This window comes from Pseudomonas iridis (assembly GCF_017980685.1).
GTDB lineage: Bacteria > Pseudomonadota > Gammaproteobacteria > Pseudomonadales > Pseudomonadaceae > Aquipseudomonas > Aquipseudomonas iridis.
Genome location: NZ_JACXXO010000012.1, coordinates 31,525 through 44,685, shown reverse-complemented (window position 1 = coordinate 44,685; position 13,161 = coordinate 31,525). Strand labels below are relative to the sequence as shown.

The window sequence follows — 13,161 nt, the reverse complement described above, 5'->3', positions numbered from 1 at the left end:
ATGGAAATACGAAGTTACATATTGTTCACTTCGACGACGATTCACTCAAGCGTTGTCTGAGTTTCTGATCCTACTAGCAGGATTACCTGACAGATCTTTGGCATTTAGCACGCTTAGAATTCGTTCAACGCGCACCACTGGGGCTTCGGAGCGGATGATGGCCCATACCAACCGGTGCGCAATTAAAAAGCTATTACATAGCCATCATTGGTTGCTTATAATGCCGCGCCCTCGCTATCGCGAAGCGGCATTAAAGCTCCTCTGGTTATGAGGAATTGGCAGGAGGCCAGCGCCTCCTCCAAACGGTCCCAGCAGCCCGACCCGCACACGTGGCTGCAGTAATTCAGGGAAGAAGTACCCCATGGCATTCCGCGCCCCTACTCTGATCGCCCTCAGCGCCATCACTCTGCTGTCCGGCTGTTCGGCGTTTCGCAACTACGATTCCGAACTGGCACAGACCAACCAGCAACTGGCTTCCGGCAATGTCGACGCCGCGCTGTCCCTGCTGGAAAAGAACAACACCAGCCCCGACAAAGACCTGCTCTATTACTTCGAGAAAGGTGAGCTGCTGCGCGCCAAGGGCGATCTGTCCGGCAGCCAGAATGCCTGGACCAGCGCTGATAAGGTCGTCGGCCAGTGGGAAGATTCGGTCAAGCTCGATACCGGCAAATACCTCGCCCAGTTCGGCAGCTTCGTGATCAACGACAAGGTCCGCCGCTACGAAGGCTACGACTATGAAAAAGTCATGCTGACCACGCAGATGGCCCTGAACCTGCTGGCGGTCAACGACTTCGACGGCGCTCGCACCGCGATCAAGAAGACCCACGAACGTGAAGCGGTGATCGCCGACCTGCGTGACAAGGAATACCTCAAAAGCGAGGAAGAGGCCGAGAAAGAAGGCGTCAAGACTCAGTACAAGGATCTGCAAGGCTACCCGGTCGCCAGCCTCGACGCACCGGAAGTGGTCAGCCTGAAAAACAGCTATCAGAGTGCGTTCAGCCATTATCTGGCCGGTTTCGTCTATGAAGCCCTGGGTGAAAAAGACCTGGCTGCACCGGGCTACCGCAAGGCTGTCGAACTGCGCCCGAACACGCCGCTGCTGGAACAGGCACTGGTCAACCTCGACAAGCCGAGCAAGAGCGATGACAGCGACATCCTGATCGTGGTGCAAAGTGGTCTGGCGCCAGCACGCGATTCGATCCGCGTGCCACTGCCATTGCCGATCTCCAACAACGTGGTGATCACACCGCTGTCGTTCCCGATCATCAAGGCAGACACCTCTACCGCGCCGTTCGCGCGGATCGGTGTCGATGGCCAGCAAGTCAACCTGACTGCGCTCAACAGCACCACCGCCATGTCCCGTCGCGCCCTGCGTGATGACATGCCCGGCATCATCCTGCGCACCACCGTGCGCGCAATCACCAAAGGTGTCGCGCAGAAGCAGATCAACGAAACCAACCCACTGGCCGGTCTGGCGGTAGGTATTTCTTCAGCCGTGCTCGAAGGTGCCGATACCCGTACGTGGCGCACCCTGCCGGACAACACCCAAGTGGTGCGTCTGCGCTTGAAGAAAGGTGAACACCAAGTGACTCTGCCGAGCGCCGTGGGCGGGTCGGTGGTCAAGGTCACCGTCGATCAGCGTTATCAGGTGATCAGTCTGCGCGCCGTAGGCAATCAGGTGTTCGCTGGCGGTCTCGCCGCCCACGTGATCCCGAGCGCCAGTGCGACCAACGTCGCCAGCCTCAAACAACCTTAAGAACGGAGTCTTTGCATGCGCTTCAAACTCATCGCCGTCGCCGCCCTCGCCTTGCTGGCCAGCGGCTGCGCCACCCCGCCACCTCCAGAGCCGGGCAGCGCAGCGAGCAAAGTCGTGGCCATGGGCCCGCAGAAACACATCGTGGTCGGCGCCATGCGCGTCGCCCGCGAAAACGGCTTCATGACCGTCAACGTGCAGTTGAGCAACACCCTCAACAGCAACAAGATTTTCTACTACCGCTTCGCCTGGCTCGGCGCGGAAGGTTTCCCGGTTGCTGAAGAAGAAGTCTGGAAAAGCCAAATGATGTACGGCGCCCAGACCAGCTTCATTCAGGCGATCGCCCCAACGCCTAAAGCCGTGGACTTCCGTCTGGAAATCAAGACGCCTTAAGCCCGCCACCCTATTCCTGTTTTAGAGAGCACTGACATGTTTGTACGCTTTTCCTGCATCGCCGTTATCGCCCTGCTGGCCTCCGGTTGCGCCAACACCTCGCCGACCCTGGGCAGCAAGAACATCAGCTACGGCGACACCAAGGCTGTTGAAACCGTCACCAACGAATTCGGTTCGACCGACCTGCAGATGATCGCCGAGTCGATGACCCGCTCGCTGGCCCAGTCCGGCATTCTGCAGGGTCGTCCGGTGGTCCAGGTCTACGACGTGAAGAACAAGACCAGCGAGTACATCGATACCCGCGAAATCACCACCAGCATCAAGACCCAGCTGATGAAGACCGGCGTTGCCCGCTTCGCCAGCGACAACAACGCGATGCAGAGCCAGGTTGATCAGCTCAAGCTGCAAAACCAGAGCGGTCTGTACAAGAAGAGCACCGTGGCCAAGACCGGCAACATGGTGGCTGCCAAGTACCGCATCGAAGGCTCGATCAGCTCGATCGTCAAGCGCAGCAGCGATTACAAAGACGTCTTCTACAAATTCAGCCTGCAATTGATCGACGTTGAAAGCGGTCTGGCCGAGTGGATGGACGAAAAAGAGATCCGCAAAACCACGGAGCGTTAATCGATGCGCACATGGATTGGCATCATGGCCCTGGCTTGCGCGTTTGGCGCGCAAGCGGCCCCGAAAGTCGCGGTGACGGATCTGGCGTATCAGGAACGTGTGGAGCAATACATCCACATCGTTTCGGCGCAGAGCAATTATCGTGAGGGTTACTACAGTTCCAGTGGTTCTTCGAGCTATAACGAGATCGAAGCCACCACCAGCTACATCGAGCAGACCGAGCTACGCAAGTTCACCGGCGACATCAAGGGTGAAATCCTGCGTACCGGCATGTTCCAGCTGGTGCAGGGCACGCCGTACACCGCGTCGTCCAAGGGTGACATTTACGACGTGATCAAGCGGATCAAGGCCGGCAACTTCAAGGGTGCCGACTATGTGCTGTTCGGCACTGTGTCCGATATCGACTTCACTGAGGACATGAACGAGCTGGCGCACACCGACAGCTATTCGGCGGTACTGGGCCTGACGTTGGTGGCGGATTTCAGCCTGATCAACACCAAGACCTTCGAAATCACTTCGGCCTTCACTGCGATGGGTGAAGCGCAGGACACCAAGCTGGTGAACGGCCGCGACATCAAGGTCTCGCTGAATCGCCCACGGGTGGTGCGCGAGGTGTCGAAGGCGCTGGGTGAAGACGTGGCCGGGCAACTGAGCCAACAGCTCGGTGGCGGTGGTTACGAGCAGCCGCGCGAGGCGCAGCAGCGCAACAATCTGCCGCGCGATACGGCGCCAGTGATTTTGCGCTGATCCATGGAATGACCTGTGGCGAGAGGATTTACCCCTCGACGCAAGTCAGTGCCAGACAGAGCAATAAAAAAGGCGACCTCTTGGGGTCGCCTTTTTTGTGTCTGGCGGTTTAGACCGCCGCTTTGCGCAACGTCGCCATGAACGCTGCGGCGCCAATGAACAACCCGGCAAACGTGCGGTTCATGCGCTTTTGCTGCTTGGGCGTGCGCAACAGCCGCAAGACCTTGGACGCCAGACCGGTGTAGGCGGCCATGACAATCAGGTCGACAAACACCATCGTCGCGCCGATCACCAGATACTGGATCAGCAGCGGCGCATGGGGATTGATGAACTGCGGAAGCACCGCCAGCATGAACACCAGTGCTTTGGGATTGCCCATGTTGACCAGGAAACCACGGAAGATAAGAACCAGCGGCTTGCCCATTGGGCGAATGGCCGCGTCATCGCTCATGTCGCTGGGCAGCGCGCGCCATTGCTTGATCCCCAGGTAGACGAGATAGGCAACGCCGAACCATTTGATTGCATAGAAGGCAGTAGCGGAAGCCGCGAGGATCGCGCCGACACCGGCGCCGACAATTGCGATTTGCAGGGCCAGCCCCAATTGCAACCCCAGCGCGTTCCAGTAACCACGCCAGAAACCGTATTGCAGACCACTGGACATCGACGCGATAGCACCCGCGCCGGGCGTAAGACTGATCAACCAGCAGGCGGCAAAGAATGCCAGCCAAGTTTCAAGCTCCATCGCACACCTCAACTCTGACTCGTGACGAACGACTAAGCTAATTCGACTTGGCGCCGCTGACTATCGATTTTTTGTAGGAAAAGGGGACTACAGAGAACCCAAAATAAAGGATCCTGCTTTAAAAGCTACTTCTCGAATCCGCTCGAAGGGAACACATCAGTCCCCCGCCAACGCCGCACTGATCGCTGGAAGAACAAGCTGTTCGGCACCTGCACCATTGCGCTACCGGTGCCCAACTCCTCGGCCTCGATCAACGTGGTGTAGAGCAGATTGATCGCCACCACCCGGCCTTTGACCCCAGGCTTGTCGGTGGTGTCGACCAGTTCGACCACATCGCCCAACCGAAACGGGCCAACGGTGAAAATCAGAATCGCGCAGAGCAGGTTCGACAGCACGCTCCACATGGCGAAAAACGCCACCGCCGCCACTGCAACGAAACCCGACAGCGCCGTCCACAACACCGTGGCCGACACGCCGAGGCGTTGCAGAACAAAGATCACTGCACTGCCCATGATCAGCCAGCGCAACACGCCACGCAGTGGCATCAGCAGTTGCGGCGGAAACGGATAGCGCTCGCCCAGACGGGTCAGACATTTGGCCACGAAGCGCTGGGCCAGGTAACCGGCCAGCAGGATGAGCAGAATCTGCACGCCGAGCCAGATCGGCTCGACCCACATCGCCGGCAGCGGCAGCTTGAACGCGTCCATCAGGACAGCGCCTCCAGCTCCGCCTGCATGCTTTCCAGCGTCTCCAGCGCTTCCATCCACGCCTCTTCCAGCTCGCCTTCGCGCACTTTCAATTTCGCTTGCTCGGCCAGCAGATCACGCAATTCGTTCTTGCGCGCCGGCTCGTAGATGTCGCTGTCGCCGAGGCTGGCGTCAACCTTGGCCAGTTTCTCGTGGAGCTTGCCCAGTTCGGCTTCGAGCTTGTCGGCCTCGCGCTTGTGCGGCGCCAGTTGCTGACGCAACGCAGCCGCAGCCTGACGCTGGGCTTTCTTGTCAGTCTTGTCCGGGTTCACCGGGGTGTTACTGACCGGCGCATTGCGCTGACGGTATTCCACCAGCCAACGGGCATAGTCTTCGAGATCGCCATCGAACTCTTCAACCTTGCCATCGGCCACCAGGTAGAAGTTGTCGGTGGTGCTCTTGAGCAAGTGCCGATCGTGAGACACCACCAGCACCGCGCCGCTGAATTCCTGCAGCGCCATGGTCAGCGCCAGGCGCATTTCCAGGTCGAGGTGGTTGGTCGGCTCATCGAGCAGCAACAGGTTCGGCCGCTCCCAGGCGATCAGCGCCAAGGCCAGACGCGCCTTCTCGCCACCGGAGAAATTCAGCACAGGCTCATCGAGCCGCGCACCGCGGAAGTCGAAACCGCCGAGGAAGTCGCGCAACGCTTGCTCACGCTCAGTGGGCGCCAGACGCTGCAAGTGCAGCAACGGGCTGGCCTTGGCGTCCAGCGAGTCGAGTTGATGCTGGGCGAAGTAACCGACCACGGTGTTCTCGCCACGGGTCAGGCGCCCGGACAGCGGTTCGAGCTCGCCAGCGAGGTTCTTGATCAGTGTCGATTTACCCGCGCCGTTAGGGCCGAGCAGACCGATCCGCGCGCCGGGGGTCAGTTGCAGCTTGACCTTCTCCAGCACGGCTCGGTCGCCGTAGCCCAGGTTCGCATCGGACAGATCGATCAGCGTGCTGGAGATCTTGGTCGACTCGCGGAACACGAAATCGAACGGCGAATCAACGTGAGCCGCCGACAGCTCTTCCATGCGTTCCAGTGCCTTGATACGGCTTTGTGCCTGACGGGCCTTGGTCGCTTGCGCCTTGAAGCGGGCGATGTAGCTTTCCATGTGCGCACGCTGCGCCTGCTGCTTCTCGTAGGCCTGTTGCTGCTGGGCCAGACGTTCGGCACGGGCACGTTCGAACGCGGTGTAGCCGCCGCGATACAGGGTGATTTTGCGCTGATCGACATGGGCCACATGATCGACGACTTCGTCGAGGAAATCGCGGTCGTGGGAAATCAGCAGCAAGGTGCCGGCGTAACTTTTCAGCCAGTCCTCGAGCCAGATGATGGCGTCGAGGTCCAGGTGGTTGGTCGGTTCGTCGAGCAGCAACAGGTCCGACGGGCACATCAGTGCCTGCGCCAGATTCAGACGCATCCGCCAGCCACCGGAGAAATCTCCGACCTGTCGATCCATCTGCTCGTTGGTGAAGCCCAGACCGGCCAGCAACTTGCGGGCGCGGGCGTCGGCGGTGTAACCGTCGGCGCTGTCGAGTTCGACGTGCAGACGCGCCAGAGCAACGCCGTCGTGCGCCTCTTCGGCCACGGCGAGGTCACGTTGCACCTCGCGTAGACGCAGGTCGCCATCGAGCACATAGTCGACTGCCAGGCGCTCGAGCGTGTCGACCTCCTGACGCATGTGCGCGATCCGCCAGTCTGCCGGCAACAGGCAATCGCCCGAGTCCGGGTGCAATTCGCCGCGCAGCAAGGCAAACAGGCTGGATTTGCCGGCACCGTTGGCACCGATGAGGCCAGCTTTGTGGCCGGCGTGCAGGGTCAGCTCGGCGTCTTCTAGCAGACGTTGCGGGCCACGCTGTAAAGTCAGGTTCTGAAGTCGGATCATAATGGCGGCGGAGTCTACCAGCTTCCCTCACAACTAGCGCGAGTAGCACGATGTCCTCTGACCTGTGGAACTTTTCCCTTGCTACCTACGCCCGTCCGGGTGTGGAAGACGCTTGTCTGCAACTGCAAACGGCGGGGGTCAATGTGTGCCTGTTGCTGTGCGGTTTGTGGCTGGAGCAACGCGGCGCGAGCTGTGATGAACAGCGTGCCGGACAGCTTCAGGCGCTGACCGGGCCTTGGGATATCGAGGTTGTGCAGCCGCTGCGAACCCTGCGTATGCAATGGAAAGCGCGGGCTTTGGATGATGGGGTGTTGAAAGGCATGCGCGAACAAGTCAAAGCGCTGGAGCTGGAAGCCGAGCGTACGTTGCTGTCGCGGCTGGAGGGCATTGCTCAGGTGTGGGGGCGCAGCGCAGCTGGGTCAATCGGCTGGCTGGAGGCCCTGGCTGGCTCGGCGGCCAACCTGAACCGCGACGCGCTGCAAGTGCTGCGCGTCGCGGCAATCAGCACTTAGGAAGCGCTGGTCGGGTTGCTGCTGGTGCTCGACGCAGCGGCTGGCGATGGCGCAGTCGAAGTGGTCGAGGCAGTGGCGGCGGCAGGTGCAGCTGGCGTAGCTGGTGTGGCTGGCTTGGCAGCTGGAGCAATCGCCGGTTTGGCGGCGGCTGGCTTGGCGGCCACTGGTTTTTTTGCGGCAGGTTTTGCGGCAGGTTTTGCGGCTGGCTTGGCTGCCGGTTTGGCGGCGGCTTTCACTGCTGGTTTAGCAGCTGGCTTGGCGGCCGGTTTCGCGGCAACTTTAGCCGCTGGTTTTACTGCTGTTTTAGCAGCAACAGGTTTGGCGGCAGACTTGGCTGCAGGTTTTGCTGCGGCAGTTCTAGCGGCAGGTTTCACTGCGACCTTGGCAGCCGGCTTAGCGGCTGCGGTTTTCGCTGGAGCAGCTTTGGTCGCGGCTGGTTTGGCAGCAGCAGTTCTGCGCGCGGCCGGTTTCGCTGCGGTGGTTTTAGCCGCCGGTTTCGCTGCGGTCGTCGAAGCTGGTTTTTTCGCCGCAGGTTTTGCAGCGGTTTTTGCCGCAGCTTTTACCGGGGTTTTGGCAGCCGGTTTTGCGGCAGCGGTTTTAACCGGGGCTTTGGCAACAGCGGGTTTGGCTGCGGCTTTCTTCGCCGGTGCCGATGCAGGCTTGGCGGCACGGGAAGTCAACACCTTGCCCACGGCTTCTTGCACACGGCCCACACCCTGGGCCAGTTTCAGGCTTTCCTGAGCATCGCGCTTGAGTTGCAGAATGTAGCTGCGGGTATCGGACTGACGATCCTTCAAGGCATCAAGCAGTTCTTCCAGTTCTTTCACGGAGCCTTTGGCTTTGGTCTGCGCCTTGGCTTTGCCGGCGGCAGCTGCGTCCTGCAATTTGGTGCGGGATTTGTGCAGTTTTTCTTGCGCCTTGCCGCGTTGCTTTTCGAGTTTGGCGAGCAGTTTTTCAGCATCAGCCAAGGCTTGCGAGCAAGCGTTTTCCAAATGCTCGAGCAAGCTGCCCGAGAGTTGTTGGAGTAAGTGCAACGGAGTATTTACAGGCTTCTTGGTGGCCGACATGGTTTACCTCCTGGCTGACGTGAGTGCGGCTCATACTAGACCTCTGCTGCTACCGCCGCTAGGTCATCTTGACAGTATCAATAGCCTTGGGTTGCACCGAGGTGAAAATGTTCTGTCCGCAGTCAAAAGCAGTTCACCGTTGCAGACGTTCGCGCTGGCATAATCCACCGCATCTCAGGACGGAGAGTGCCCATGTCGCGCTACCTTTTTATATCCCTCTGCATGATTTTTTCCAGCGCCCACGCCGACGAAAAAACCACCGCGAACGACGCTCATGATCTCGCCTACAGCCTGGGTGCCAGCCTCGGTGAACGGTTGCGCCAGGAAGTCCCGCAACTGCAGATTCAGGCACTGATTGATGGCTTGCAGCAGGCTTATCAAGGCAAGCCGCTGGCCCTGAGCGAAGCGCGGATCGAACAGATTCTCGCCGATCACGAATCGCAAAATGCCGAACACAACGCGCAGCCTTCGAGCGATGCCGCGATGGAAAACGAACAACGTTTCCTCACTGCGGAAAAAGCCAAACCGGGAGTAAAGGAACTGGCTGACGGTATCCTGCTTACCGAGCTTGCACCTGGCACGGGCACCAAGGCCGGACCCGATGGAAAAGTGCAGGTGCTGTATATCGGTCGCTTGCCGGACGGCACCGTGTTCGATCAGAACAGTCAGCCGCAATGGTTCAACCTCGACAGTGTGATTGCCGGTTGGCGCACCGCCCTGCAAAACATGCCGGTGGGGGCGAAATGGCGACTGGTGATTCCATCGGATCAGGCTTATGGCGCCGATGGCGCCGGGGACTTGATCGCGCCCTTCACACCGCTGGTATTTGAAGTCGAATTGCGTGGCGCGACGAGTTGATCAGGCATAAAAAAACGGTGCGCTTGAGGCGCACCGTTTTTTATTGAGCAAAGCCGATCAGGCCTGAACTGAATCTTCTTCCTTGTGCGCCGTATGCAGCACTTCAATCAGGCAGTCTTCCAGTTCGAAGCGCTCGTGAAGCAGGCCGCCGAGCTCTTTGAATTTCTCGACAACGCACTTGCCTTCATCGCAAAGGTCGTTGAACGCGAGTAGCTTTTCGGTGATGACATCGATGCGCGGGTAGATCGTCTCGGCGAGTTCCAGACCGCGCTTGTCGTTGAACGCCTTGGCTTCGCCCGTCAGCTGTTCATAAATTTCGAAGTGCCCCGCCGATACGTAATCAACCAGCACGCCGCAGAATTCCTGCAAGGGCTTGCGGCTCTCGGACAGCGTCTGAGGCTCCGCGCCGAGATTATCGTAGGCATCGATCAGCTCCTTGCGCTCCTGGAGCCAGCGGTCGATCAGCAGATGAACTCCACCCCAACGTTCCTGAGCATTCTGACAACTTTCGAGCATGGCGATCTCTCTTCCCTTGTGGGTCATGCTGCTCTACACCCGTGTCCCGCTTTAGGTTTTAGCGTGGGGGACAGTCGGGCAGAGTGTCATCGAGCAACATAAATCCAATGACACGTGCGGGCCAGATTATGCCCGCACGCCTATGGCTTCAAGGTACGCAGGAGATAAAGTTCATACAAGTGTTTAATCCCGCAGCAGCTCCCGGTGCGACGCTTCGTCGCTGAGCGGCCGTTGCAGAGCACTCCAGACCAATCGCAATAATTGATATACAGCAACAATTGACACCGCGACAAAGAACAACAGGCTCCACTCCGGGATGCTCAGGTCGAACAGCGTCCAGGAAATTTCCGCACAATCGGCACCGCCGCTAAACATCGTTTGCAAGGCACAGATCCATGGCAGACCACTGAACGGGGCCTCGGGAGCCGGTGAGCAATTGAGCAGGTGCAGCATCGGATCGCTCTGTATCAATACCTGCCGCCAGGCCGCCGTGGTGCCACCCAGACTCGCGCCCAGCGCAGACAACCAGTAAAGCCACAGGCCGACACGCTTGGGGCCATGCACCGCCGCCAGACCACAGCAAACACACAACAACGTGAGGAACAGCCGCTGCACCAGGCACAAGCTGCACGGCGTCAGACCCACCGCGTATTCGAGATAATAGGAAGCTCCCAGAGCAAAGGCACTCGCAGTGAAAGCCATGAAGAACAAGGAGCGTGAGCAGGCCAACGACATGGCTTTTCCGTAACAGTAGAGACAGATGGTTACGGTAGAGGAAAGCGTGTCAGCCTTTCAAGGCAAGGCCCTGCCGACAGTTCACCAGAGGTGTAGGGAAAACCCGACAGCTTCGAGAGGATTCGGCGTAGCCCGTTGTAGGACTTTGCCCTAAAGGCTGACTGAAGGTAAATTTTCGCTCTGCAAAGGTGTGCGAGGGAGTTACCTCCCTCGCCACTTCAGACGCGAGCCAGGGCCGGCAGTGGCGCGGCCAGCAAGCGTTCATCCAGCAGACCGAGGCCTTCCTGGAACAGCTGATTGCTTCGCTCGGTATCGCCAAGCTGTGCGAGCAAACGCGCCAGTTCCGCACAGGCTTCCGGATTGCGCTGCACACGCAGGCTGCTTTCCAGATAATCCCGGGCCTTGCCCCACAGACTCGATTGCAGGCACAGACGGCCCAGGGTCAGCAGCAGGCTCGGATCGTTCGGATGATCCTTGAGCCAACCTTCGGCAGTCTGCAACTGACGCGCCGGATCACTCCCGCGCACCAGACCATAAAGACGCGCCAGATGACTGTCGTACTTGCGCTTGAGGGCCGTGCGCAGCACTTCTTCAGCCTCGACCTGAGCGCCCAGCTGACGCAGCTGTTCGGCATAAGCCAGCACCAGTGGCGGCTCCTGGCGTTGCGCCGAAGTCAGCTGTTGCCAGGCGCGAGTCAGCGACTGCAAACCAACCGAGCCGTCCTCTTCGCGCTGCGCGGCCAGCGACAGGTTTTCACCCCAGGCGCGACGTTCGAGCTCAGCCAGTTCGGCGGGCGGCAGGACTTTATCCTTGCGCAGCTCCGGCAGCAGACGAATCACCGCCGACCATTCGCCGCGCTGCTGGTACAAGCGCTGCAACTGACGCAGCGTCTGCACGTTATGAGGATGACGCTCGTGCATCGCCTGCAATGTCACCAATGCGCCGTCGGTGTCGCCACGGTCGGTCTGCAACTGTGCGTGGCTCAAGGCAATTGCCAGCTCTGCCTGAGGCTGGCGCTCAAGCGCACGCTCAAGCAGACGATCGGATTCCTCGTAATGGCCCTGCTCGTTCGCCGCCCGGGCAGCGCCGAGGTAGTACAGCAGCGGCTGGCGCTCGGCTTCAGCGGCCCGATACAAATGACGCTGGGCACTGGCCCAACGACCTTCGGCCAGATCCAGTTGGCCGTGCTCGATCGCTACTTGCACCCGACGGCTGCGGTTGCGCCGCGACCATGGATTGACCACGCCGCTGGACGCCATCACCAATTCGATCAGAGCCTTGATGCCCCAGACCAGCAGCCACAAGACTGCGATCAGCGCCAAAGTCGCCCACAGGCTCGACTCGTAACGGAACGATTTGTAAGCGACCAACACGTAACCGGAATGCTCGGCAATCGCCAGGCCCAGCGCCGCAGCCGCTGCGATCACCAGAAACACGATCACATAGAGGCGCTTCATGGCGTCGCCTCCTGCGCGGTGTCGGCGGCAGGTTTGGCAAACGGTTTCACCGATTCTTCGGCGTTGACGTTACGCCGCTCGAGGTAGCCTTGCACCGCACTCAGGGTGCCGGTCAGATCCGGCGTCTTAACCGCGACCGGTTCCTTGCTCAGCTCACCGACCTGTTCCAGCATCACTTTGCTTTGTGGATTGTCCGGGTTGAAGTTGCCTTTGAGCACGTCGCGCGCCTCGGCCAGTGCCTGGGTGTAAACCGCGGCCTGACCATTGAGGGCTGCCCATTGCGCCTGCTCCAGCGCAAGGCTCAGGGCCAGACGCACCTGGCTCAGACTCTGTCCGGCCAACAGTGGCTTCACATTCTTGTCTGCATTGAAATCGATACGGATGTAGTGCGAAATCTGATCCCACCACTGCGCCCAGCGACTGGCGCCGTCACCCTCGGCGGTCAAGCCGAGCAGCGATTCGCCCCGATCCTTGTATTCCGGCGCCAGTTCGGTGAGGTCGATGACCTGATCACGCAGGGCCCCCAACCGCAGGAACAAACCCGTGCGATCCGGCTGCTCGGTGCTGCGCAGCGCAACCAGGGTTTTGGCCACTTGCTCGCGGGCGGCAAAGGAGCCGGGATCATTCTGTTCGCGGAGGATTTCGTCGGCCCCCTGCACCAGTGCCTGGGCGCTGCTGATGTCCTGCAACGCGGAAAGGCGCAAGCTGGCCAGACGCAGCAAGTGCTCGGCCTCGGCCAGACGCCAGTCCTTGCGGCTGGCGCCGAGGACGGTTTCCAGACGTTGACTGAGGCGCTGCTGATCACCCTGAAGTTGCGCCACCAGACGCTGGCGTTCGGCGAGCTCTTCGGCCCCCGGCAACTGCGCGAGACGTTCGGTCAGACGCTGCTCGTTGAGCTTCAGGCTCTGCGCCTGATCATTCAACGCCTGCACCTGACCCGATTGTTGCTGAGTGTTGGTTTGCAGGTGTCGCACCTGCCAGACTCCCCAGCCACCAATCGCGACCCCGGCTGCACCGAGCAACAGGGCGACGATGGCCAGGCCATTGCCTCGGCGCGGCGCTTGGGCCGGCGGTGGAGTTTCAACCTGTGCATCAATCACAGGTTGGACGTCATCTTTTGGCAAGGCTGTTTCGCTCACG

The 13,161-nt window shown here is 60.0% G+C and carries 14 protein-coding genes; 6 read left to right on the top strand and 8 right to left on the bottom strand.

Features of this window, described 5'->3' with window-relative positions; translation table 11 throughout:
* Positions 1-361: 361 nt before the first annotated feature.
* The 4 genes from IEQ42_RS19170 to IEQ42_RS19155 are packed head-to-tail and all read left to right on the top strand — an operon-like array spanning position 362 to position 3,517.
* The gene (locus IEQ42_RS19170; protein ID WP_210704695.1) at positions 362-1,756 is read left to right on the top strand and encodes a COG3014 family protein; all 1,395 of its coding nucleotides are present in this window, start codon (positions 362-364) and stop codon (positions 1,754-1,756) included.
* Positions 1,757-1,771: 15 nt separating this feature from the next.
* Complete coding sequence (locus IEQ42_RS19165; RefSeq protein ID WP_042561692.1) at positions 1,772-2,146, top strand: YcfL family putative periplasmic lipoprotein; 375 nt, start codon at positions 1,772-1,774, stop codon at positions 2,144-2,146.
* 36 nt (positions 2,147-2,182) lie between these two features.
* Positions 2,183-2,770: a penicillin-binding protein activator LpoB gene (gene lpoB, locus IEQ42_RS19160; protein WP_007911129.1), complete on the top strand. Its 588-nt coding sequence runs from the start codon at positions 2,183-2,185 to the stop codon at positions 2,768-2,770.
* Between the two features lie 3 nt (positions 2,771-2,773).
* The gene (locus IEQ42_RS19155; protein WP_210704694.1) at positions 2,774-3,517 is read left to right on the top strand and encodes a penicillin-binding protein activator LpoB; all 744 of its coding nucleotides are present in this window, start codon (positions 2,774-2,776) and stop codon (positions 3,515-3,517) included.
* A gap of 109 nt (positions 3,518-3,626) precedes the next feature.
* Here the strand turns inward: IEQ42_RS19155 and IEQ42_RS19150 are convergent, their stop codons facing one another.
* From IEQ42_RS19150 to IEQ42_RS19140, 3 genes are all read right to left on the bottom strand, one after another.
* Entirely contained in the window at positions 3,627-4,259 is a 633-nt protein-coding gene (locus IEQ42_RS19150; RefSeq protein ID WP_150593493.1) for a LysE family transporter, read from the bottom strand.
* Between the two features lie 125 nt (positions 4,260-4,384).
* On the bottom strand, positions 4,385-4,966 hold the full coding sequence (locus tag IEQ42_RS19145; RefSeq protein ID WP_042561695.1) for a mechanosensitive ion channel family protein: 582 nt from the start codon (positions 4,964-4,966) through the stop codon (positions 4,385-4,387).
* On the bottom strand, positions 4,966-6,876 hold the full coding sequence (locus tag IEQ42_RS19140) for an ATP-binding cassette domain-containing protein (RefSeq protein ID WP_042561696.1): 1,911 nt from the start codon (positions 6,874-6,876) through the stop codon (positions 4,966-4,968). Before IEQ42_RS19140 ends, IEQ42_RS19145 begins: the two co-directional genes overlap by 1 nt.
* 50 nt (positions 6,877-6,926) lie before the next feature.
* Between IEQ42_RS19140 and IEQ42_RS19135 the strand changes: the two genes are divergently transcribed.
* The gene (locus tag IEQ42_RS19135; RefSeq protein WP_210704693.1) at positions 6,927-7,388 is read left to right on the top strand and encodes a TIGR02444 family protein; all 462 of its coding nucleotides are present in this window, start codon (positions 6,927-6,929) and stop codon (positions 7,386-7,388) included.
* On the opposite strand, the gene IEQ42_RS19130 is transcribed toward IEQ42_RS19135, so the two are convergent.
* Positions 7,385-8,455, bottom strand: a complete 1,071-nt coding sequence (locus IEQ42_RS19130) for an AlgP family protein (RefSeq protein WP_210704692.1) — start codon at positions 8,453-8,455, stop codon at positions 7,385-7,387. The two genes, IEQ42_RS19135 and IEQ42_RS19130, sit on opposite strands and share 4 nt — an antisense overlap.
* 192 nt (positions 8,456-8,647) lie before the next feature.
* Here IEQ42_RS19130 and IEQ42_RS19125 point away from each other — a divergent pair, with 192 nt between their 5' ends.
* A complete protein-coding gene (locus IEQ42_RS19125; RefSeq protein ID WP_210704691.1) occupies positions 8,648-9,313 on the top strand; it encodes an FKBP-type peptidyl-prolyl cis-trans isomerase in 666 nt (221 codons plus the stop codon).
* Between the two features lie 57 nt (positions 9,314-9,370).
* Here IEQ42_RS19125 and IEQ42_RS19120 read toward each other — a convergent pair whose 3' ends face one another.
* The 4 genes from IEQ42_RS19120 to IEQ42_RS19105 form a co-directional block, all read right to left on the bottom strand.
* Positions 9,371-9,829, bottom strand: coding sequence for an Rsd/AlgQ family anti-sigma factor (locus IEQ42_RS19120; protein ID WP_042561701.1), 459 nt, complete (start codon positions 9,827-9,829; stop codon positions 9,371-9,373).
* A 183-nt stretch (positions 9,830-10,012) separates the two neighbouring features.
* Positions 10,013-10,564, bottom strand: a complete 552-nt coding sequence (locus tag IEQ42_RS19115) for a disulfide bond formation protein B (RefSeq protein ID WP_210704690.1) — start codon at positions 10,562-10,564, stop codon at positions 10,013-10,015.
* Between the two features lie 218 nt (positions 10,565-10,782).
* A complete protein-coding gene (locus IEQ42_RS19110; RefSeq protein WP_042561703.1) occupies positions 10,783-12,021 on the bottom strand; it encodes a heme biosynthesis protein HemY in 1,239 nt (412 codons plus the stop codon).
* The gene (locus tag IEQ42_RS19105; RefSeq protein WP_210704689.1) at positions 12,018-13,160 is read right to left on the bottom strand and encodes a uroporphyrinogen-III C-methyltransferase; all 1,143 of its coding nucleotides are present in this window, start codon (positions 13,158-13,160) and stop codon (positions 12,018-12,020) included. Before IEQ42_RS19105 ends, IEQ42_RS19110 begins: the two co-directional genes overlap by 4 nt.
* Between the last annotated feature and the right edge of the window lies 1 nt (position 13,161).

Bases quoted from the DNA above. Each gene is read 5' to 3' on its own strand.
- IEQ42_RS19145 (WP_042561695.1), bottom strand. From the start codon at position 4,966: ATGGACGCGTTCAAGCTGCCGCTGCCGGCGATGTGGGTCGAGCCGATC.
- IEQ42_RS19140 (WP_042561696.1), bottom strand. From the start codon at position 6,876: ATGATCCGACTTCAGAACCTGACTTTACAGCGTGGCCCGCAACGTCTG.
- IEQ42_RS19135 (WP_210704693.1), top strand. From the start codon at position 6,927: ATGTCCTCTGACCTGTGGAACTTTTCCCTTGCTACCTACGCCCGTCCG.
- IEQ42_RS19115 (WP_210704690.1), bottom strand. From the start codon at position 10,564: ATGTCGTTGGCCTGCTCACGCTCCTTGTTCTTCATGGCTTTCACTGCG.
- IEQ42_RS19150 (WP_150593493.1), bottom strand. From the start codon at position 4,259: ATGGAGCTTGAAACTTGGCTGGCATTCTTTGCCGCCTGCTGGTTGATC.
- lpoB (WP_007911129.1), top strand. From the start codon at position 2,183: ATGTTTGTACGCTTTTCCTGCATCGCCGTTATCGCCCTGCTGGCCTCC.
- IEQ42_RS19155 (WP_210704694.1), top strand. From the start codon at position 2,774: ATGCGCACATGGATTGGCATCATGGCCCTGGCTTGCGCGTTTGGCGCG.
- IEQ42_RS19170 (WP_210704695.1), top strand. From the start codon at position 362: ATGGCATTCCGCGCCCCTACTCTGATCGCCCTCAGCGCCATCACTCTG.
- IEQ42_RS19110 (WP_042561703.1), bottom strand. From the start codon at position 12,021: ATGAAGCGCCTCTATGTGATCGTGTTTCTGGTGATCGCAGCGGCTGCG.
- IEQ42_RS19130 (WP_210704692.1), bottom strand. From the start codon at position 8,455: ATGTCGGCCACCAAGAAGCCTGTAAATACTCCGTTGCACTTACTCCAA.
- IEQ42_RS19165 (WP_042561692.1), top strand. From the start codon at position 1,772: ATGCGCTTCAAACTCATCGCCGTCGCCGCCCTCGCCTTGCTGGCCAGC.
- IEQ42_RS19125 (WP_210704691.1), top strand. From the start codon at position 8,648: ATGTCGCGCTACCTTTTTATATCCCTCTGCATGATTTTTTCCAGCGCC.
- IEQ42_RS19120 (WP_042561701.1), bottom strand. From the start codon at position 9,829: ATGCTCGAAAGTTGTCAGAATGCTCAGGAACGTTGGGGTGGAGTTCAT.